Consider the following 18,449-nt stretch of genomic DNA (forward strand, 5'->3'; position numbering starts at 1 on the left):
CTCGTCGAAACCATCGAGGCAGCCGAATGCAAGAACTACTTCGAAAACGCAGGCTACGCTTCCGTCAAAATATGAAACGCTCTAGAGATCGCCTGGACAAGCGTTTCGCGAGGCCCATGCCGGGCCGCTCGATGTATCGATAGCTCACCAGCGCCAAAGGAATCAATACAGCAAGAGTGCAGATGGTCGAGACGAAGAACGGGACGGATGCGCCGCTGAATGCTGAATAGATCGTGCGATACAGGCCGCACCTCTCCAAGCCGACCAGAACAACAGGGTGCCAGAGATAGAGGCTGAAGCTGGCGTTCCCGAGGGTCATTGCAACTCGGTTCACGAACCATCTTGCCGGATGAAGAGAAACTCCGACTACTGCTCCAGCTAGAGCGACCGCCCACGCTACGCGCCCGCCTAAACCAGGGATGTAGGCAGAAAAGTCGATCAGGCCGATGACCGCCAATAAACTGACGCCAAATACTGCCTGACCGGCCAGAGGGGAGGTTTGACGAAGCTTAAGCCAAACGTGATATCCGGCTATGCCGGCTGCAAAATTCACCATGTGGCCAACCAGCGAATATCCACCAAATGCCGCGATTGGCCCTGTTGTCCCTTGGAACGCAGCATCCCAGCTAACTGTGACGAACACGACGACGGCTAGGAAGACCAGTGAGCGCGTAAGATCGGTCACTGCAAAAACCAGCAATGGCAGAATGGCATAGAAGGCCATTTCGATGCCGATCGTCCACGAGGCCATGACGTAGCCGGTCACATACTGGGGCGTCAGATTGAAGATGAACAGTGCAGAGCTGACGACGTACCCGAGAGCAAACGGCGAGGTGGGAAACTGCGCGGCGCCAAACATCCAGTAGAGTGGGAAATAGAACGCCATCATGAAATAAAACAGCGGCGCAATCCGAAGGAAGCGGCGCAAGTAGTATTCCCGCAGATCATCCCGCGAGCCAATCTTGCTGCTATAACCGACAAACAATCCGAAAGCGCTGACGATAAAGAACAGCGGCACGCCATAGCCAAAGTGCGATCGGACGAATCCTAGATAATGGGGAATCTCCAGCTTCGTGAGCCAGACCATGTGAAAGAGTACAATCGATAGCGCCGCGTAGCAGCGCATTGCAAGAAGGCCTGGCAGATCAATCCGCGCGGTCTTGTTTTCGGGGCGTATCTCGGTATTCATTCCGTCTCGCTTGTAACCTCAAACCAACTCGTCCTACTGCCTGTCTGGGGTACCCGCGACCATTCGCTTTTCTTCGGCTCCGACCTAAGCTTTCACCGATCCCCATACACTCGCTGCCTCAACCGCCGCCGGCTTATTACCTCGGCACGTTCACGGCCTTTCGCAAGCTTGCATGAAAGCCGTCGCTGCCGCATGTCGCCATGTAATCGGGCTCCCGAAGATCGTTGGCAAGAGGTAGGTGTCCGAGGCCTTCCAATTAGGGCTGTCCTTCCCGACCGAGTGCGAGAGCTACTTCAAAGCTGTAGAGCATAACACCGACTAAGCAGAAAAATTCTTTAGCGGGCGTGTTTCCGTGCCAAATATACTTCTGTAAATTCGCCTACTATTCCGTGCCAGTGATCGTGAAAACGGCACACCTCGACGTCCATTCCTGACCACCGGTGGATCAGTTCTGGAAGGTCATAGCCGTAGTGAAATGTTACCAGCGAACCAGCATCGCTAACCGGATTCCCATGATATTCCGGCTCGCCGGTGTGCTGGATCGTTCCGTCCGGCCTGTAGAGCGCACGGCGCTCACTGTCGATCTTGCCCTTGTAGGTGGGAACGGTGAACAGGTAAGCGCCGCCTGGTTTCAGGGTGCGGACAATCTCCTTTGTCACCCGCTCCGGCATATTCACATGCTCCATGACATCAAGTGTAACGACGACATCGAAAGTCGCATCACCAAATGTCTGCGCCTCCAAGTTCTCGTTTCGGAAGCCCTTGACGGACGAGCCCAAACGCTCTCCGGGAAAGTACTGCGATTCAACATACCCGGCACATTCCCGCTTCAACTTCGGAGAAATCCCGCGGGGAGTGGGAGACGATTCATGAATAACAAGGTTGCGCCAACGAGGGATATGTCGCGTGAGCGTAAGAGCCAAAGCGCGCTCGCGCGGGATCGATCCACATCTGGAGCAGAGCAGATGATCACGATACCAATCATAGTTGGCGGAAAACTCGACATTGGCTTCACAGATTGGGCAGTAACCTGCCCGGCGGTAAACTGGATGAGAATCAGAATTCATGGAGCACCATCAGGATTTTCAAAAAACGAAGCCGTAAACAGAATGCTGCTTCGGTACGAGCTCAGCTTCACGGTGCTACTCTAGCCGGTGGGCAACCCCATTTTCCGAAAGGAATTGGGCAAAACGATCATATAGAACAGTGTACTTGCGCTGAAACTCATCATAGTTACCAGCCTGCACAAGCTCGTGGACGTCCAATTGTCCCACTTTATCGACCGGGATGTGCGGGATGCTCATAAGTTCCGCCATTTCCGTCGTCCTCGAATCATGGGAAATTATGGTTGCAGGAACACCGTTGGTTAATGCGATCAGGTTTCCATGGAAGCGCGTTCCTACCGAATAGTCAAACTTCGAGATGTACGCATCCCACTCTGCCAGATCAAAGAACATTTTTGCGTTCTCTTTGACGTGCTTTACATAGAGCGACGGATCCATTTCCATGTTCATCTGCCCGAGCACTGCCTGGGCGACCTCAAAATCATCTTCTCTCCCATCTCTGGAAAGTAGCATTTTCATTTCCGGTTCTTCGTTCTGAAGAACATATGGATATTTTTTATGAGCGGATAATTTCAAAAGATCAGCTTCAACGCGCCGGGCAGCTTCGGGATTGGCCGAATGAAGAAATACGTTGCGTGATCCGTTCACTGCAACTCTCAGCTCGGCGTCTCTTCCTGGCCTCTTTATCTTCAAGTCCGGACGCAATTTGCGAAACAAACTTGGGCATCCAACCTCTTTGACGTTCTTTATCGCAAAGTCATTCATGACTTCAGCCGTAAAATGGCCACGCACGCCCACGGTCTTGCTGCGTTCCGATATGATACGAAGGAAGCGTTTACTGCCCTCTGGGATATCTGTGACTTTGTCACCGATGATAGAAGCTTGCGCCCCGAGGCCGGCAACCAGGCATGGCAGCTTGGTCGGCTCGATAAAGTCAGCCAAATAGGACAAATCAAAATTTTTGAAAATGAAATTCGCTGCGGCGATAGCAATTATGTCGAAACGTTCGTTTGCTTCTTGCGGGGAATAGCCCAACCCCTGACCGAACTCTTCAAAGCGAAGTTCCTCGAATAGAGACTGCCCTATCAGAAGGTTTCCGGTGTTGTATCCAATGATTTCGAATTTCTTTTCAAAAGCAATCTGCGGATCAGGATGCGGAGCTATTGGCGCTCCCAGAAAAAGAACTCTCACTAAAATCTCCTCGACGCTCTGTAGACATCTAATTCTCCACAGCCACCAACGTCGTCATTCTTGAATTGGGATACCAAATCGTTCACTGAGTTCACGGGCGTAGACGCTCGCCCGTTCAAGCGCGGCAGATCCAAGATCGTGGCTGCGGATTGTGTTGGCCTGTACCTGCCTGATCTCCTGTAGATGCCTGAGATCGAAATTTCCTATGGTTACGCTCGACTGATGCCGCCGGTGTGAATTGAGCGAACGCGGGGAGAAAGCGATCGAACCATTTTCGAGCAGACGCAAATATGTCACCCAATCCCCGGCGTTGCGCAACGACATGATCTCTTCGCTGTGTTTGGCCAGTGCATTCCTGAGCGCCTCCCTTCGAAACAAGACGCCACTGACGTTCGGAATGGTGTTCTTAAGGTAAAGCGCCTCGGCGATTTCCTGGCGGCCGTCCACGACGTAGGGTTTCGTCCAGCGAGACCGGTCGATGTCCGACACATAGTCGAGATAGTGTTCGGACAGAACCCGGCCGGCGCCGTCCATCTGGCGCGACTGGCAGTAGCTCATCACCACCTCCTCACGTTCGAAGGCGGGCAGAAGCTCGGCCAGAAAATCGGGATCGGCGAGGTCGTCGGCTTCGGCGATCCAGACATAATCGCCGCGCGCCATTTCGACCCCCCGCATCCATTGGCGGAATACCGAGCCTGAATTCTGCGCATTGACGACCAGCCGGTATGGGATGTCGCAACCGGCCAGAAATTCCTCGATGACTTCTACGCTTTCATCGGTCGAAGCATCGTCAAGCACGATCAACTCGTAGGGCTTTATCGTCTGATCGACGATGGAGCCTAGACGTGCGCCCAGGTATGGGGCGTAGTTGTAGTTCGGCACGATGACCGAAACCCGCGGCAGCGGCCTTTCGGCGTAAATCAGCAGATCATGCAGGTATTGGCTGAAGCTGAACTCCTGGCGGACGATATCGCGGCCAACGCTGGCGAGACGCCGGGCTTCACTTGGATTGTCGAGCAGATTGCCAATGACCTCGGCCATCGCATCGGTGTCGAATGCCTGCACGAGGATTCCGCAATCCCGCTTCAGCAGATCCTGGAAGCCACCAGCGCCCTCAAAGGCAACGACCGGCACTGTGGCATCCAGCGCCTCAAGCACCACCGAAGGGAATGGATCTTCACGCGAGGTCAAAGCGTAGATATCAGCGGCGAAATAGTATTCCTGCGGATTTTCCACCAATCCGACAAAGACGAAGCTGCCCTCAAGTCCCGCTTCCTTCACCCGCCGCATTTGCTTGGCGTGAAAGACAGTATCGACATGACCGACCCAGACTGCAACCGCATCCGGCCTGGATGCCACAACCTTGAGGCAAGCATCAAGGAAAAGATCGAGGCCCTTGCGATGGTCGGCATAGCCCGCGCACAGGATGATGCTCGCGTTTGTCGAAAGCCCTAATCTTGCGCGAACCGCCTCGCGGACCTGTCGGCGATCATCGGCGAGATAGGGCGTACGCAGATAGAGTCCTTGCGGCCTGACTACCGACTGGCTGACCGGTTGGCCAACAAACTCTTCGAATCCGGCTTTGACGATCTCGGCTGGGAAAACGACCGTTTCAGCGTTCTCAACAATGGCTGCGGCTGCGTCAGCAAGACCGTAGGACGCCAATATTCCGGGCAGTTCATGGACGAGGCAAACGGTGCGGAACCCTGCCTGCTTCAGCAGCGGGATGAGCTTTCCGGATACGGTGGTATTCACGACGGCGACCTCGGCACCGTTGTTTCTAATGGTGGCCAGACGTTTCAACACATCGGCATCGCCTTGTTCAGGCAAGTCGATCCTGTGCACGGTCGCGGCGTGGGCGAAACGGCCGAGCAGCGGCCCGTCGCCCAGCACGATGAGATCGGGCTCAAAACCAAGCTGCTTGAATCCCTTGGCCAGATTGAGAGCCAGCAATTGCGCCCCATGCGGGTGGGCGTCGTGGGAAACGATTGCAATCCTGGCCTTGGACTTCCCCTTCGCCGCCTCCAAAGCGTCGCGGGTCGCTTGCAGATAGGCGTGGCCGTTAACGCTATCGGGCTCCAGGTGAGCGCCTTCCGCCCACTCGTTCCAGGCATTGACGAAAACCACCCGCTCGGATGGCTCGCTAATATGGGCCAAGGTGTCCTCAATGGCATTGTCCAGCCATCTGCGATACAGCTCGGGGGTGTTGTTGATGAACACCGTGCCGCCGCGCTTGCGGCGTGCGGTATTGTCCCAGCCCGGGCAAACCGAACGGAAGAGCTTGTATTTGCGGGATGAATAGGTTTCGCTGCGTTGTGGGAATACCGACCAGTCATAGACGGTCGTGGCAAAATCCTCATGCAGCGGCGTCACTGTATGCGTGACATTTGGCGGCGCGGAATTGTTTGGCGGAAATTCCACGGCGGCATCGAACCCGTAGCGATGGGGGGGCACAGATTCGAAGGACTGGGTGTAGGCCAGGAAAATCTCGCCGATGCCGTTCTCCCGGCACCAAGTCCGCCAGCGCCGCGCTGTCTCAGCCGCCGCCGGGAGCAGGCTTGGCCGATAGACGAGCAACAGCGGCTTGCCATTGATGCGGATGTAGCGAGGGTCACGAAGATAGGGCGCGACCTCGGCGATGAACGCGAGATCATCCTGGGGGGAGTGATCCTGAGCGATCAGGATCTCCTGGTCCATTCCGTCCCAGCGGCGCGACCAATTCTCGTTGGCCCAGCAGACGCAGAATGGCATGTCGAGGCGCTTATCCTCGAGCCAGTTTTCGAGCGGCTTTTCCAGGAGCCTCTTGCCGCCGAACCAATAAAAATAGAAGCAGAAGCCTTCCACTCCATAGAGCCTTGCCATTTCGATCTGGCGATGCTGCACAGCAGTATCGCGCAAGTCGTAGTAGCCGAGCGTATCCGGCACGTGCGGCTGGTGGTGACCGATAAATTGCGGCTCAGCGGGCCGGACATTAGACCATTCGGTGAAGTCCTGTCCCCACCATTCATCGTTTTCGGGGATCGGGTGGAATTGCGGCAGGTAGAACGCGATGACGCGCACCGGCTTCTGGAGCAACGGCGGCGCATCGAGAAGCGGCACATAGACTGGTTCGGGCGAGAAGATCGGGCCGGAACTGACCAGCGCCCCGCGCAAGACCATCTCGTTGCTGCCCACAGGCGCTTGGGGTGCCTCCATGCTTCTCCAGGCGCGGTAGGCATTCGTAACGCCAAACAGCGAAGGAAAGGTCGAAAACGCCGCTCTCTTCAATTTTCGCTTGAGGTCGATGGAGAGCGGCAGATTGTGCCAACAACCGTAGGCACCCCGAATCGCCAAGCGGCGGACCCGTATGCGAACATCGCCGATAGCGCGGACGCGGCTCCCAATCCCCCGCAGAGGCTTGGTCACTCGCCAGGATGTGCTGGCATAAACGGCATCGAGAACCTCATGCAACCGGATTTCCTCGGATCGCGCCTCGTCGCGATCCGCAAGCAGCGCACTCGTCGCCCTGTGCGCCATCGACAAATTTTGTTGCAGGAGCTCGATCTCCTTGTCTCTCGCAATGATCTGTGTCCGCCCTTGAGCAATCTCGTCGTCTCTTGCGCTGACTTGTGTCCTTGCGCTTGAGATCTCGTCTTTGTAGGTCCGGATTTGTTCTCGCATTTCAGCCATCTCGCTGGAGAAAGCCTCGATACGCGCCCCATGATGCCCCACCAATTTCCGGTTGGTTTCGATCTCCTCCTCCATCGTTGTTGCCTTCAACGACCATGGATTTCCGGTTTGATCGATCGCCTTGCTCTTCGTCTCGTCGAGAAGAACCACGCTCCCGTCGGCGAGCGCGACCCGCCCGTGCACGTTGCGCGCGCCCAGGACGTTTTCCGGAATAGGCAGCTTCGTTACAATGCAAAGCGAGTTCAAGAACTCGACGGAATGAACCGACGCGAGAGAAGCCTCATCGAATGTGACTTTGTGCCTGTCGGCGAAAGTGGCCAAGGCATCGACCCGACGACGATCCAGTCCCCAATGCTCATGGTTGACTACATCAAGGAGGCGTTTGAAAAACGAGATTGAGGAAAGCGGATCGTAGAGACCGCCCTCGAACTCCTGCCAGTAACTGCAATGCAGATCTTCGGCGATGTACATGCCCCCTTCGGAAAGGTGGGGGAAATATCGCGCGAACGAGCGTATTATATCCGAGGATAGGTGCGATCCGTCATCAATTATAATATCATATTTTTCCGACATCGAGATGATGTCGCGCTCCGTTTCATCAGTATTGGCGTCACCTACGGAGATCTTTATCTTCCGGCTGTCGAAAACGAGATTTCCGCAAGCCAGATTGACGTCACAGCCAACGATTATTTCAGCATTGGGGAAATATTTCTGCCATATCTCCAAGGATCCGCCATTCTGAACTCCGATTTCCAGGATTCGAACCGGCCTGTCTCGATACTCTGAAAAAATATGGTCGTAGGTGCTGAGATAGATCGACCATTTATCCGACACTTTGCCGCGATGCGCGTCGTACAGGTCACGAAGTGAAACGTCCTGCTTTGCAGGCCGTGCCGTTTTCGCTTTGGCGCGTGCCTTGCCAGCAGGCATCCCATCGCGCACGGTCTCGGGTGACGAGTGCTTGTTCATGCCGTCAATGCCTGTTTCGTCTCCCCGATAAGAAGCCGCCGCACCACCACCTCCGTCGATTGCCGCCAGTCCGGTGCGTTCCAGCCGAAGGTGGAGGCGAATTTCGCGCTCGACAGCCGGGAATTGGCGGGGCGGCGCGCCTTGGTTGGGTAGTCCATCGTAGCAATGTCCCGTACCCGCGCCCAGGGACCACCCAACACGCGGCTTGTGTCGAGGATATGGCGGGCAAAGCCGCTCCAGTTGGCCTCGCCGGTTCCGGCCAGATGATAGATGCCGGATGTGGCGGCGCCCTCGTGCAACTGTGCCGCCGCATGCAGGATTGCGTCGGCGATATCAAGTGCCGATGTTGGATTTCCCCATTGATCGGCCACCACCGCGATCTCGTCACGGTCGGCGGCCAGCCGCAGCATGGTTTTCACGAAATTCTTGCCGAACGGGCTGTAGACCCATGCCGTGCGCAGGATCAGATGGCGCGGATTGGCTGCTGCAACCGCCTGCTCGCCGGCAAGCTTGGAGGCGCCATAGACGCTGGCTGATGCGGTCGCGTCGGTCTCGACATAGGCCGCGTCCTTGGTGCCGTCGAAGACATAGTCGGTCGAAAGATGAATGACGGGAACGCCAAGCAGCGCCGCCGCTTCCGCCACCTTGCCGGCGCCGATGGCGTTCACCGCGAATGCCAGATCGGGCTCATCCTCGGCCTGATCCACCGCCGTGTAGGCGGCAGCCGACACGACGATATCAGGCTTCGCGGCCGCGATGGCTTCGATCACCGTGTCGGGTCTTGCAAGGTCGAGTTGCGGACGGCCAATGGCTATGACCTCAACACCGTCGGCCGCCTGGCCGGCCTCCGCAAGGCTTGCCGCGACCTGTCCGTCGCGTCCGGTGACAACCAGCCTCACGCCGCCCCCTTGCGTGCTTCGCCCAGCCGTTCACCGGCATAGCGCTGCTCGCGGATCGGTCCCCACCACCATGTGTTGTCAAGAAACCAGTCGACGGTCTTGGCGAGGCCGCTGTCGAAATTCTCATTGGGCGCCCAGCCCAGGTCCCGGCCTATCTTCGAGGCGTCGATGGCATAGCGGCGATCGTGACCGGGGCGGTCGGTGACGAAGGAAATCAGGTCGCGATAGCTCTTGCCCCCTGCCCGCGGCCGCCTGCTGTCGAGCAGATCGCAGATCGTCTCGACGACGCCAAGGTTCGTCCGCTCGGAATTGCCGCCGACATTGTAGCTTTCGCCCGGCAGTCCCCTGGTCGCGACAAGTTCCAGCGCGCGCGCGTGATCCTCGACGAACAGCCAGTCGCGCACATTGGCGCCGGCGCCATAGACCGGCAGCGGCTTTTCATCGAGCGCATTGAGGATGACCAGCGGGATCAGCTTTTCGGGAAAGTGATAGGGTCCGTAATTGTTCGAGCAATTGGAAAGCACGACCGGCAGGCCATAGGTTTCGTGCCAGGCCCGTACCAGATGGTCCGAGGCCGCTTTCGAGGCGGAATAGGGCGAGGATGGCGCGTAGGGCGTTTCCTCGACGAACATGCCGCCGTCGAAGGGAAGATCGCCGAACACCTCATCGGTCGAGACATGATGGAAGCGGAAATGGCTCTTCCTGTCTTCGGGCAGGCCGCGCCAGTATTCCAGCGCGGCATTGAGCATCTTGTAGGTGCCGACGATGTTGGTCTCGATAAAGGTGCCCGGCCCATCGATCGAGCGGTCGACATGGCTCTCGGCGGCAAGGTTCATGACGATGTCGATGTCGTCGCGCCGGAGGATGTCGAGCACGGCCCTTTCGTCGCAGATATCGGCCTGCGCGAAGCGATAATTGTGTGCATTCTCGATCGGCCGCAGCGAGGCGAGGTTTCCCGCATAGGTTAGCTTGTCGAGATTGGTCACCCGATAGGCCGGGTTGGCGCATAGATGCCGGCACACCGCCGAACCGATAAAGCCAGCACCGCCCGTCACCAGAAAATTCATGCCGCTGTCCTCACGTAACCCATCAGGCGAACACCTCGGCGGCAGCCAGTAGCGGCGCCTTGAGGTCCTTGTCCGAGAGTTGGAACCCGCCGGTCAATGACGGCCATTCGATGCCGATGTCGGGATCGTCGAAACGGATCGACCGGTCATGCGCCTGCGAATAGGTGTCGGTCACCTTATACAGGACCTCGGTGTCGGGCACGAGCGTCACGAAGCCATGCGCGAAGCCTTTCGGCACCAGAATCTGGTTGCCCTTTTCGGCCGACACTTCGAGAGCGACCCATTTTCCGAAGGTTTTCGAACCGCGGCGAATGTCGACCGCGACATCGAGAATGCTGCCCCGGATGACGCGCAGCAGCTTGTCCTGGGCGCGCGGCGCAAGCTGATAGTGAAGCCCTCGCAAGACGCCCGCCGCGGCGGAATAGGAATGATTGTCCTGCACGAAAGCCAGGTCTATGCCGGCCTGCGAAAAGCGCTCGGCATTGTAGGTTTCCACGAAGAAGCCGCGCGCGTCGCCATGTCGCTTCGGCACGATTTCCAGCACGCCATCGATGCCAAGGGGCTTGACCTCCAACACCTAGCCCTCCGACAGGTCGACGACACGCCGGCGCAGATAGGCGGCATATTCATTCTTGCCCAGGCGGTCGGCGCGACGCAGAACCTGGTCCACAGTCAGCCAACCCTGTTCAAAGGCGATCTCTTCGGGACAGGCGACCTTGATGCCCTGGCGGTGCTCGATGGTGCGCACGAATGACGAGGCCTCATGCAGGCTGTCATGCGTGCCGGTGTCGAGCCAGGCATAGCCACGCCCCAACCGATGCACATGCAACTGGCCGCGTTCGAGGTAGACGTTGTTGACCGCCGTGATCTCGAGTTCGCCGCGCGCCGAGGGACGGATAGCAGGGGCGATGTCGACGACGTCGTTGTCATAGAAGTAGAGACCGGTGACCGCCCAGTTGGATTTCGGCACCTGCGGCTTTTCCTCGATCGTCAGCGCCGTTCCTGTGGCCTTGTCGAAGGAAACCACGCCATAACGCTGGGGATCCTCGACATGATAGGCGAACACCGAAGCGCCCTTTTCGCGCGAGGCAGCATCGCGGCAAAGCTGCGACAGCCCATCGCCGAAGTAGATGTTGTCGCCGAGGATCATCGACACGTTGTCCTTGCCGATGAAATTGCGGCCGATGATGAAGGCCTCCGCCAGCCCGTTGGGCTGCGGTTGCTCGGCATAGGACAGGTCGAGGCCGAACTCCGATCCATCGCCAAGCAGATCGCGAAAAACCGGCAGGTCACGCGGCGTCGAAATGATCAGAATTTCCCGGATACCCGCGAGCATCAGAACGCTCAGCGGATAATAGATCATCGGCTTGTCGTATATCGGCAGAATTTGCTTAGAGACTGCTAATGTTAGTGGATAAAGACGCGTTCCACTGCCTCCAGCAAGGATAATTCCTTTCAAGAAGCTCTCCTTGACATGCCTGAACCCCCCGGCCCCAGCCGCCCGTGCTTAGGTTCCATGCAATGGCTTGTCAATCTCGGCGTTCGGCAAACGACCGGGTCACGGTCCAGCGCCAATCCATGGCCAATTCCAGGCGACGCATTGCTATCGTCTTGCCAAGGCCGGCCTGACGGGAACAAGCAGATTGTCATCATGGGCCTCGGTCGACTCGCCTCTCTGGCTTAACCGCCCAGCGAATCCCTTGTGAAAGATGATGCCATTCATATAGGCGAAAGTCATCGCAAGCGCCGCCGTTCGCATGGGATAATCGACCAGGGAATGAACGAGCAGAAACGATACTGAGAGAAATGCCATTTTCTGCAGCGGATCTCGCCGTGCCGCAAGGGAAAACGCAAAAAGCAATAGAGTAGGCCGCGACCAGAAAGACAACAGGCGCGCCACCTTCAAGTGCCAATTCCAGATAATCATTGTGGGCGTGATTGACGTAGGGCTTGAAGATCATCTCTCCCTTTTCGTAAATCTGGTAGACCTTCGGAAAACTGCCAAAGCCGACGCCCGTCGCCCAGTTCTCTTCAATTCCCGCGATCGTCGTGCGGGCAAATTCGGCCCGTCCAAAGGCCGGGTCAACCACTTCCGCATCGATCTTCGTCCACGCCCCGATCGTGTAAAGCGAAAGCCCGATGAAGACAGCGGGTATTCCATACCCGCCCAGCCTCGAGCGCGCGGACAGAAAGACAACCGATATTATTGTGATCGCCAGCCCTATCAGAATACCGGCGCGCGAACCGGCGGCCAGAAGCAGCAGCAGCAGCGTTATCAAACCGAGCGACCCGGACAGAAGGTGCCCGCGAAACAGGCCATAGTAGACAAGGAAGGGGATGGAGACGAAGAGCAAAGCTGAAAAATGGTTCTGGTTGGCAAACAGTCCCGCATTGATCGTGAACGGCAGCAAACCCTGTATGGCAACCGTGTCGGAGAGCGAATACTGGATCGCCGCAGCCAATCCGTTACAGATGACACCCATCAAAAAGAAGGGCAGAAGACCGTAGACCTGATCTGGGCGCAGGCGGGTGACGCTCAGAAAGAATGCAGCCATCGCCACGAAGTACAACAGACACTCGATCGTACGTCCCACGCCGACACTGACGAAACGCAGCCCCGTTTCACCGCTCAGCCATGGATTTGTGCCGCAGACTTAGAGCCTTTACCGCTATTTCGGCCGTACCAAGTTCCCTTGCCGGTTCCATGTTGAGCCAGATGGTTCGCTTCCACCAGAGCGGCTAGGTGTTTTTTGACGGTGTTTCGGTTTGCGCCTGTCAGGTTGACGATCTCGCTGATGGTTATGCGCCCGCGGTCCTTGATGGCTTCAACAATCTGAAAAGAGAGTTCGGGCAAAGTGCCGAGCACAAGGCGTTCCCGCTCGATTTTTTTCTCAAGCCGCCGCTTTTGCTGTTGAAGAGCGCGCAGGAAATACACAGCCCATGGCTGCCAATTGGGGTTCGGGCTGCGGATCGTCCTCTGAGTCTGGCGTAGCGCCAGATAGTAGCCTCCCTTGCTGTTCTCAATCACGCTTTCGAGGGAAGAGTAAGGCACATACGCATATCCGTTGCGCATCAGCAGGAGCGTCGTCAGAACGCGCGACAGCCGTCCGTTCCCGTCCTGGAATGGGTGTATCTCCAGAAACACCACCGTGAAGATTGCAACGACGAGCAGAGGGTGCAGGCTTTGCTCGCTGAGTGTGTTGCGAGTCCACTCGACAAGCTCCTTCATCCGCTTGGGTGTATCGAAGCGCGTCGCCGTTTCGAAGATGACGCCAATCTCTTTCCCCTCGGCATCGAACGCACTGACATTGTTGGCGAGTGTCTTATATGCGCCGCGATGGCGCTCGTCCTTGTTGCTGAACGCCAGCAGGTCACGGTGTAGTTGTGTCAGGTGGTTTTCGGTCAGATCAATCGCATCGAAATGCGCGAAGATCATTTCTATGACCTGTGCATATCCGGCGACTTCCTGCTCGTCTCGGGATTCAAAGAATTTGATGTCGAGGTTGGCGAGCAGCCGCTCTACTTCGCCGTCAGTGAGCCTGCTTCCTTCGATACGGGTAGAAGAGCCAATGCTCTCGATGGTCGCAACGCGGCGCAGAGCCGATAGGCGCTGTGGCGCGAGCGCTCCCAGCGCTCGCCAAGCCCCTTTGAATTCTTCGATCTCCGAGACCAAGGCAAGGATTTCGGGGGTAATTTGCAAGGAACCTACCTTCAGAGCCATACCCAAAAAGATACCCAAAAATACCCAAAACTCAATCGCCCCCAGGCCCGCCGCTCCCGAAAGGTGGCGGGGTTTCTTGTTGTCCCGGAACCGAAAACGATGGGGCTAGTTAGAATGCGGCCCATATCGCGTCACGCTGAATTCGGCCCGGCAAACTGGTGCAGCATGCCGTCGACCTCGATACGCAAGTTCGACTATGAGCCGAACACCAGGATTCTCTCGGTCTGGTTTGTAGCCAGCGGGAAGCACTATGAGTTTTTGGACGTACCGGTTGAGACCTTCACCGCGTTCAAAGCTGCCTTTGCCAAGGGCCGATATTTCAACGACCACGTCCGCAATCGCTACCCATTCCGGCTCGTGACATAGAGCTCCAGTTCCAACGGCTCATGTTGGGGCTGATCGTGCCAAGCGACCTGGCGGAAGTCACGCATGTCGAGCCGCTGGCCGCATACCGGGCAAATCATGAAATTCTCTTGATCGTCGGCAGGCTCGCCGTCGTGCTGCTTGCCGGGAATCGGCGGGCCAAGGTCGGATAGTTTCGTCACAGCTATCAAACATTCAATTCGTCTAAAATGTTCCGGAACCATTTTAGCGCGCGCTAATTGAATCGCACTATGCGAGTCAGCGCATGCCTCTGAAGTTCATCAAGCCAATGGAGCCCGAGCTGGTCGACAGGCCACCGCAAGGCGACGAATGGCTTCATGAGATCAAATTCGACGGGTATCGGACCCAGATTATCAAGGATGAAAACGGGATCCGGCTGTTCACCAAGAACGGATACGATTGGACCGGCCGCTATATCGAACTTGCCGGAGAGGCGGAGGCGATCGAGGCGGAAAGTTTCATCATCGACGGCGAGGCAATCACCGTCAACGAGGCCGGCCTGTCCGACTTCCACGCCCTGCAATCAGCCGTCACCCGCCGTAAGCCGTCGCGCGACTTGTATTTGGTGGCGTTCGATCTCCTGCACCTGAACGGACATGATTTGCGCAACATGCCGGTGGAAGACCGCCGCGAAATCCTGCAGGCACTGATTCCAGCCGTCGGCCGCATTCAGGTCAGCAAAGCCATGCCCGGCACCGGCGACGCGGTTTATCACCTGGTCGACAAGGCGGGGCTCGAGGGCATGGTCTCGAAGCGCAAGGACAGCATCTACCGTAGCGGGCCGACGATGAACTGGCGCAAGATCAAGTGCTATGCCGAAAAGGAAATGGACATCATTGGCGTGCAGCGCGAGGCCGGAAAGCCCGCAATGGTGCTCATGGCCGACAAGGGCCAATATGCCGGCGGCGCGTTCGTTGCCTTTAAAGCCGACAAGCGTCGGCAACTATGGGATCGTGTTCAAGGGAAGGTCGGGGGACCAGTTCCGATGGGTCTAAAGAAGGAAAAGGCCGAATGGCTGAAGCCTGGTCTCGTCGGCCGCGTCAGGTTCCTGAAGGGCGAGGAAAGGCTACGCCATGCGAAGCTGCTCGATTACCGAGAGGAGGAATGACTAACGCTGGCGACGAGGGCTCCCCCTGCGGAACAGAACCGTGTGCCTGGCGTTGTGCGGAACATCGGCACGTCTAGGAGAAACGGCATGGTGGCGCCACGCGCGGTCTGGAAGGGCTTTCTGAGGGTCGGTTCCGTGTCATGCGGGGTGAAGATAGTGGGTGCCACAAGCGAGGCATCCAAGATCCACTTCAAGATTTTGAACCGCAAGGACGGTTTACCCGTCAAAAGCGCCTATGTCGATGAAGAGACTGGCGACGTTGTCGAAGCCGAGGATCAGATCAAAGGGTATGAGGCGGACAAGGATGATTTCATCCACGTCGAGCCGGACGAGTTAAAGAAACTGAAGCTGACGTCACAGCATACACTTGACGTCGATTCCTTCGTTCCGGTTGCCGAGATCGACACACGTTATCTGGAAAAACCATACTACTTGATCCCGGCAGATGGCGCCTCCCTGGAGGCCTTTGCCGTCCTGCGCGATGCGATGGCGAAGAAGCGCGTCGCGGCACGCTCCTGCGTCGTACTCTATCAGCGCGGGCGGGAAGTGTTGATACAGCCCCTTGGAAAAGGGATGTTGCTGACCGAGCTACGGACCCACAATGAGATGACATCGGAAGACACCGTCTTCGACGATGTGAAGAGCCCGAAATACGATGCGGATTTGCTCGAAATCGCGGGGCTCCTTATCGACAAGAAGGTGACGAAGTTCGATCCTTCGAAATTCGAGGACACCTACGAGGATGCGTTGATTGCCATGATCGACGCCAAGCGCAAGGGCAAAAGCCCCCTAAACCGGCGCCGAAACCTAAGGAGAACGTGGTCGATCTGGCCTCGGTTCTTCGAAAGAGCCTCGCCAACGAAGGCATCAACCAAGACCGGCCAAAGGCGAAGGGCCGCAAATCAGCATAGTTAGAGAGGATTGATAGGCCCGACCAAGGAGGGATGGTCATTGGGCTGCTTGTTGATTAGCGTCGAGTTGACGTCGCGACCGACGCGATTGAACTGCAGTTGACCGTCGATGTCGTGGCTGAGAATGTCTTTCAAGTCGTCCTTGGGCGTCGCCGGATCCAGCCACGCGTCATAGTAGGCTTGGTCGAGGATGACCGGCTGCCGATCGTGCAAGTTCTTCATCGGCTCGCCGGCCGGCTCGGTGATGATGGTGCAACTGGTGATTTCGAGGTTGGAATTGTAGGCCCACAGGCCGGCAAACGAGAACGGCGCGTGATCGGGCAAGTAGATGTGCCAAGGGTCTTTTTTGCCATCTGCTGGAGAGATGGTCCATTCGTAGAAGCCGTCGGCGGGGATCAGACAGCGCTTCGACTTGAAGGCATCGCGGAAGGCCGGCGCAGTGTCTATGCCTTCGATCCTGGCGTTGAACATCGCCGCCTTGGGCATCTCCTTCGCCCAGAAAGGAACTAGCCACCAGCGACCGTCGCGGAGCTTGTGGTTGCCGTTCTCGCCGGCGGTGACGAATGGGACTTCCTCAGTCGGGGCGATGTTGTAGCGAGGGGCATCATTGCGACCGGTTTCTGCGGGCGCCGTCAGTCGATATAGCCGGTGGATTTCCGACCAGGTCAGATATCTCGTGTAGCGTCCGCACATGCTCACTCTACCAATTCAAGGAAGAGAAAGTTCTCAGGCACCGCATCGGCAGGCCTATTGGCGCAGCACGCCGCGACGGCAGCCTTGTTGGCATCCATCCAGATTGATGCTGCTGCATCCTCGTCTTCCGTCGGTGCTTCATCGTCCTGAAAGTTGGCATCGTCCCAGCCCTCTAGCGCGAACATTCCATCGGCTGCCTGCTCGGCTGATATTCCCGCAGCGGCAAAGACCGCCCGCGCAGCTTCAATGCCGCGTTGCTGCTCATCGGGCGAAGCGCCCGTTATCTCCAAGCGAAGCTTCATAGCCCGCCTCCTGTGACTTTCCTGCCTGTCAGTGAACAAAATAGGAACAAGAGAGTCAAGAGCCCCTTGACCAAAGAGGAATATGTTCCTCTTTTAGGGCTATGGCGCATGATCCGATCGACACGCTGGGCAAAGCGACCCGGCACAATATGCTTGTGAAAGCAGAGTGCAGTTGCGGCAATGTTCGCTACTGCCGATCGGTCGATTTGATGATGGTCTACGGGGGCGGCGTCGATCCGCTCTCGCTGAAATTCGATTGCAGCCGATGCAAGCCACAGATCAAGATCACTCTTCTAGAGGTGCATCCTGAGCATTTGCCAAAGCGCCTAGTGGTTCACAAGCCGATAAAGGTCGGGGGGAAGATCACCTGGTACACAGAGCGGTTTAGGGGGTAGCAATGGCTAGGTCAAAGCCGTCAAAGCAATTATCGAAGGCTGAAATCGAGCGCTTTCTGATGGCAGCAGAAGCGCTGCACCTAAGCATCGTCAAGCCGTTCATATCTCCGCATTGCGATCACTACAGGCAGACGCGCGTCTTGCATGAGGTACTGTTAAAGGCGGTGCGGGAAGTCACCGGGAAGGAAGTCGAGTTCATCCGGTGGAACACTACTGGGCCAGTGCTGCCGCCTACGGCTGGGTAGGTTGGCGACGGCTTTGCCCCATAGCGGGTCAAAAAAGTTGGCATCTAAATTGCATTGACTGGTATGGGGTGGGCGAGAGCCCGTCGCTTCGAAAATGGAGCGGCGGGTTTACTCTACCAGCTTGGGAGGAGTGGCCGGCGCCTCAGCTTGATGTCGAAGCTTTATCCCCGCCCGAAATACGCCTGGTACCACTCGACGAACCGCCCCACCCCTTCGGTCACTGTCGTCGTCGGGCGGTAGCCGACCGCCTGCTCCAGCGCCGAGGTGTCGGCGAAGGTATCGGGCACGTCGCCGGGCTGCAGCGGCAAGAGTTCGACGATGGCTTTGCGGCCCAGCGCGTTTTCCAGCGCTTCGACATAGGCGGTCAGCTTCACCGGGTTGTTGTTGCCGATGTTGAAGATGCGCCAGGGGGCGCTGCTTGTGGCCGGATCGGGACGGCTGGAGTCCCAGGCGGCATTGCCCGTGGCCGGGCTGTCGCTGGCGCGGATCACGCCTTCGGCGATGTCATCGACATAGGTGAAGTCGCGCGTGTGATTGCCGTTGTTGAACAGCTTGACCGGCGCACCGGCCAGGATGTTCCTGGTGAACAGGAACAGCGCCATGTCCGGGCGACCCCAGGGACCATACACCGTGAAGAAGCGA

Annotated in this window: 18 protein-coding genes; 5 read left to right on the forward strand and 13 right to left on the reverse strand. The window is 57.4% G+C overall.

Annotated features, from left to right (window positions below):
* Positions 1–64: 64 nt before the first annotated feature.
* The 10 genes from NKJ37_RS31220 to NKJ37_RS31265 all read right to left on the reverse strand — a co-directional run bounded on the left by NKJ37_RS31220 (position 65) and on the right by NKJ37_RS31265 (position 13,769).
* Positions 65–1,189: an acyltransferase family protein gene (locus NKJ37_RS31220; protein WP_352776365.1), complete on the reverse strand. Its 1,125-nt coding sequence runs from the start codon at positions 1,187–1,189 to the stop codon at positions 65–67.
* A 335-nt stretch (positions 1,190–1,524) separates the two neighbouring features.
* Entirely contained in the window at positions 1,525–2,256 is a 732-nt protein-coding gene (locus NKJ37_RS31225) for a class I SAM-dependent methyltransferase (RefSeq protein WP_031212187.1), read from the reverse strand.
* A 75-nt stretch (positions 2,257–2,331) separates the two neighbouring features.
* Complete coding sequence (locus tag NKJ37_RS31230) at positions 2,332–3,444, reverse strand: polysaccharide pyruvyl transferase family protein (protein ID WP_352721794.1); 1,113 nt, start codon at positions 3,442–3,444, stop codon at positions 2,332–2,334.
* 54 nt (positions 3,445–3,498) lie between these two features.
* Positions 3,499–8,082, reverse strand: coding sequence for a glycoside hydrolase family 99-like domain-containing protein (locus NKJ37_RS31235; RefSeq protein WP_352776367.1), 4,584 nt, complete (start codon positions 8,080–8,082; stop codon positions 3,499–3,501).
* Positions 8,079–8,981: a dTDP-4-dehydrorhamnose reductase gene (gene rfbD, locus NKJ37_RS31240; RefSeq protein ID WP_352776368.1), complete on the reverse strand. Its 903-nt coding sequence runs from the start codon at positions 8,979–8,981 to the stop codon at positions 8,079–8,081. Before rfbD ends, NKJ37_RS31235 begins: the two co-directional genes overlap by 4 nt.
* Entirely contained in the window at positions 8,978–10,048 is a 1,071-nt protein-coding gene (gene rfbB / locus NKJ37_RS31245) for a dTDP-glucose 4,6-dehydratase (protein ID WP_352776369.1), read from the reverse strand. Before rfbB ends, rfbD begins: the two co-directional genes overlap by 4 nt.
* A gap of 22 nt (positions 10,049–10,070) precedes the next feature.
* The gene (rfbC, locus tag NKJ37_RS31250; RefSeq protein ID WP_352776370.1) at positions 10,071–10,625 is read right to left on the reverse strand and encodes a dTDP-4-dehydrorhamnose 3,5-epimerase; all 555 of its coding nucleotides are present in this window, start codon (positions 10,623–10,625) and stop codon (positions 10,071–10,073) included.
* Positions 10,626–11,507, reverse strand: a complete 882-nt coding sequence (rfbA, locus tag NKJ37_RS31255; protein ID WP_127327141.1) for a glucose-1-phosphate thymidylyltransferase RfbA — start codon at positions 11,505–11,507, stop codon at positions 10,626–10,628. It lies immediately after the preceding gene.
* A 190-nt stretch (positions 11,508–11,697) separates the two neighbouring features.
* Positions 11,698–12,609 (reverse strand): O-antigen ligase family protein, encoded by a 912-nt coding sequence (locus NKJ37_RS31260; RefSeq protein WP_352776376.1) that lies wholly within the window; start codon positions 12,607–12,609, stop codon positions 11,698–11,700.
* Between the two features lie 68 nt (positions 12,610–12,677).
* On the reverse strand, positions 12,678–13,769 hold the full coding sequence (locus tag NKJ37_RS31265; RefSeq protein WP_352776371.1) for a Fic family protein: 1,092 nt from the start codon (positions 13,767–13,769) through the stop codon (positions 12,678–12,680).
* A gap of 165 nt (positions 13,770–13,934) precedes the next feature.
* On the opposite strand from NKJ37_RS31265, the gene NKJ37_RS31270 reads away from it, so the two are divergent.
* The 4 genes from NKJ37_RS31270 to ku all read left to right on the forward strand — a co-directional run bounded on the left by NKJ37_RS31270 (position 13,935) and on the right by ku (position 16,176).
* Positions 13,935–14,135, forward strand: coding sequence for a KTSC domain-containing protein (locus NKJ37_RS31270; protein WP_352550980.1), 201 nt, complete (start codon positions 13,935–13,937; stop codon positions 14,133–14,135).
* A gap of 35 nt (positions 14,136–14,170) precedes the next feature.
* Complete coding sequence (locus tag NKJ37_RS31275) at positions 14,171–14,305, forward strand: hypothetical protein (RefSeq protein ID WP_352550755.1); 135 nt, start codon at positions 14,171–14,173, stop codon at positions 14,303–14,305.
* Between the two features lie 92 nt (positions 14,306–14,397).
* Entirely contained in the window at positions 14,398–15,261 is an 864-nt protein-coding gene (locus tag NKJ37_RS31280) for an ATP-dependent DNA ligase (RefSeq protein WP_352550757.1), read from the forward strand.
* 87 nt (positions 15,262–15,348) lie between these two features.
* Positions 15,349–16,176 carry a non-homologous end joining protein Ku gene (gene ku, locus NKJ37_RS31285; RefSeq protein WP_352776372.1) on the forward strand — a complete coding sequence of 276 codons (828 nt, stop codon included), beginning with the start codon at positions 15,349–15,351 and terminating at the stop codon, positions 16,174–16,176.
* On the opposite strand, the gene NKJ37_RS31290 is transcribed toward ku, so the two are convergent.
* The gene (locus tag NKJ37_RS31290; protein ID WP_352776373.1) at positions 16,173–16,865 is read right to left on the reverse strand and encodes an SOS response-associated peptidase; all 693 of its coding nucleotides are present in this window, start codon (positions 16,863–16,865) and stop codon (positions 16,173–16,175) included. The genes ku and NKJ37_RS31290 overlap by 4 nt on opposite strands.
* A gap of 2 nt (positions 16,866–16,867) precedes the next feature.
* Positions 16,868–17,167, reverse strand: coding sequence for a hypothetical protein (locus NKJ37_RS31295; protein WP_352776374.1), 300 nt, complete (start codon positions 17,165–17,167; stop codon positions 16,868–16,870).
* A 397-nt stretch (positions 17,168–17,564) separates the two neighbouring features.
* Between NKJ37_RS31295 and NKJ37_RS31300 the strand changes: the two genes are divergently transcribed.
* Positions 17,565–17,807, forward strand: coding sequence for a hypothetical protein (locus NKJ37_RS31300; protein ID WP_352550762.1), 243 nt, complete (start codon positions 17,565–17,567; stop codon positions 17,805–17,807).
* Between the two features lie 161 nt (positions 17,808–17,968).
* On the opposite strand, the gene NKJ37_RS31305 is transcribed toward NKJ37_RS31300, so the two are convergent.
* The coding region (locus NKJ37_RS31305) for an NAD-dependent epimerase/dehydratase family protein (RefSeq protein WP_352776375.1) at positions 17,969–18,449 on the reverse strand (481 nt) is incomplete at its 5' end.

This window comes from Mesorhizobium sp. M0140, assembly GCF_040322475.1.
In the GTDB taxonomy this organism is placed as follows: domain Bacteria; phylum Pseudomonadota; class Alphaproteobacteria; order Rhizobiales; family Rhizobiaceae; genus Mesorhizobium.

Coding starts and splice junctions, on each gene's coding strand:
- NKJ37_RS31300 (WP_352550762.1), top strand. CDS start 17,565: ATGGCTAGGTCAAAGCCGTCAAAGCAATTATCGAAGGCTGAAATCGAG.
- NKJ37_RS31235 (WP_352776367.1), bottom strand. CDS start 8,082: ATGAACAAGCACTCGTCACCCGAGACCGTGCGCGATGGGATGCCTGCT.
- ku (WP_352776372.1), top strand. CDS start 15,349: ATGGTGGCGCCACGCGCGGTCTGGAAGGGCTTTCTGAGGGTCGGTTCC.
- NKJ37_RS31265 (WP_352776371.1), bottom strand. CDS start 13,769: ATGGCTCTGAAGGTAGGTTCCTTGCAAATTACCCCCGAAATCCTTGCC.
- NKJ37_RS31295 (WP_352776374.1), bottom strand. CDS start 17,167: ATGAAGCTTCGCTTGGAGATAACGGGCGCTTCGCCCGATGAGCAGCAA.
- rfbB (WP_352776369.1), bottom strand. CDS start 10,048: ATGAATTTTCTGGTGACGGGCGGTGCTGGCTTTATCGGTTCGGCGGTG.
- NKJ37_RS31290 (WP_352776373.1), bottom strand. CDS start 16,865: ATGTGCGGACGCTACACGAGATATCTGACCTGGTCGGAAATCCACCGG.
- NKJ37_RS31225 (WP_031212187.1), bottom strand. CDS start 2,256: ATGAATTCTGATTCTCATCCAGTTTACCGCCGGGCAGGTTACTGCCCA.
- NKJ37_RS31270 (WP_352550980.1), top strand. CDS start 13,935: ATGCCGTCGACCTCGATACGCAAGTTCGACTATGAGCCGAACACCAGG.
- NKJ37_RS31220 (WP_352776365.1), bottom strand. CDS start 1,189: ATGAATACCGAGATACGCCCCGAAAACAAGACCGCGCGGATTGATCTG.
- NKJ37_RS31280 (WP_352550757.1), top strand. CDS start 14,398: ATGCCTCTGAAGTTCATCAAGCCAATGGAGCCCGAGCTGGTCGACAGG.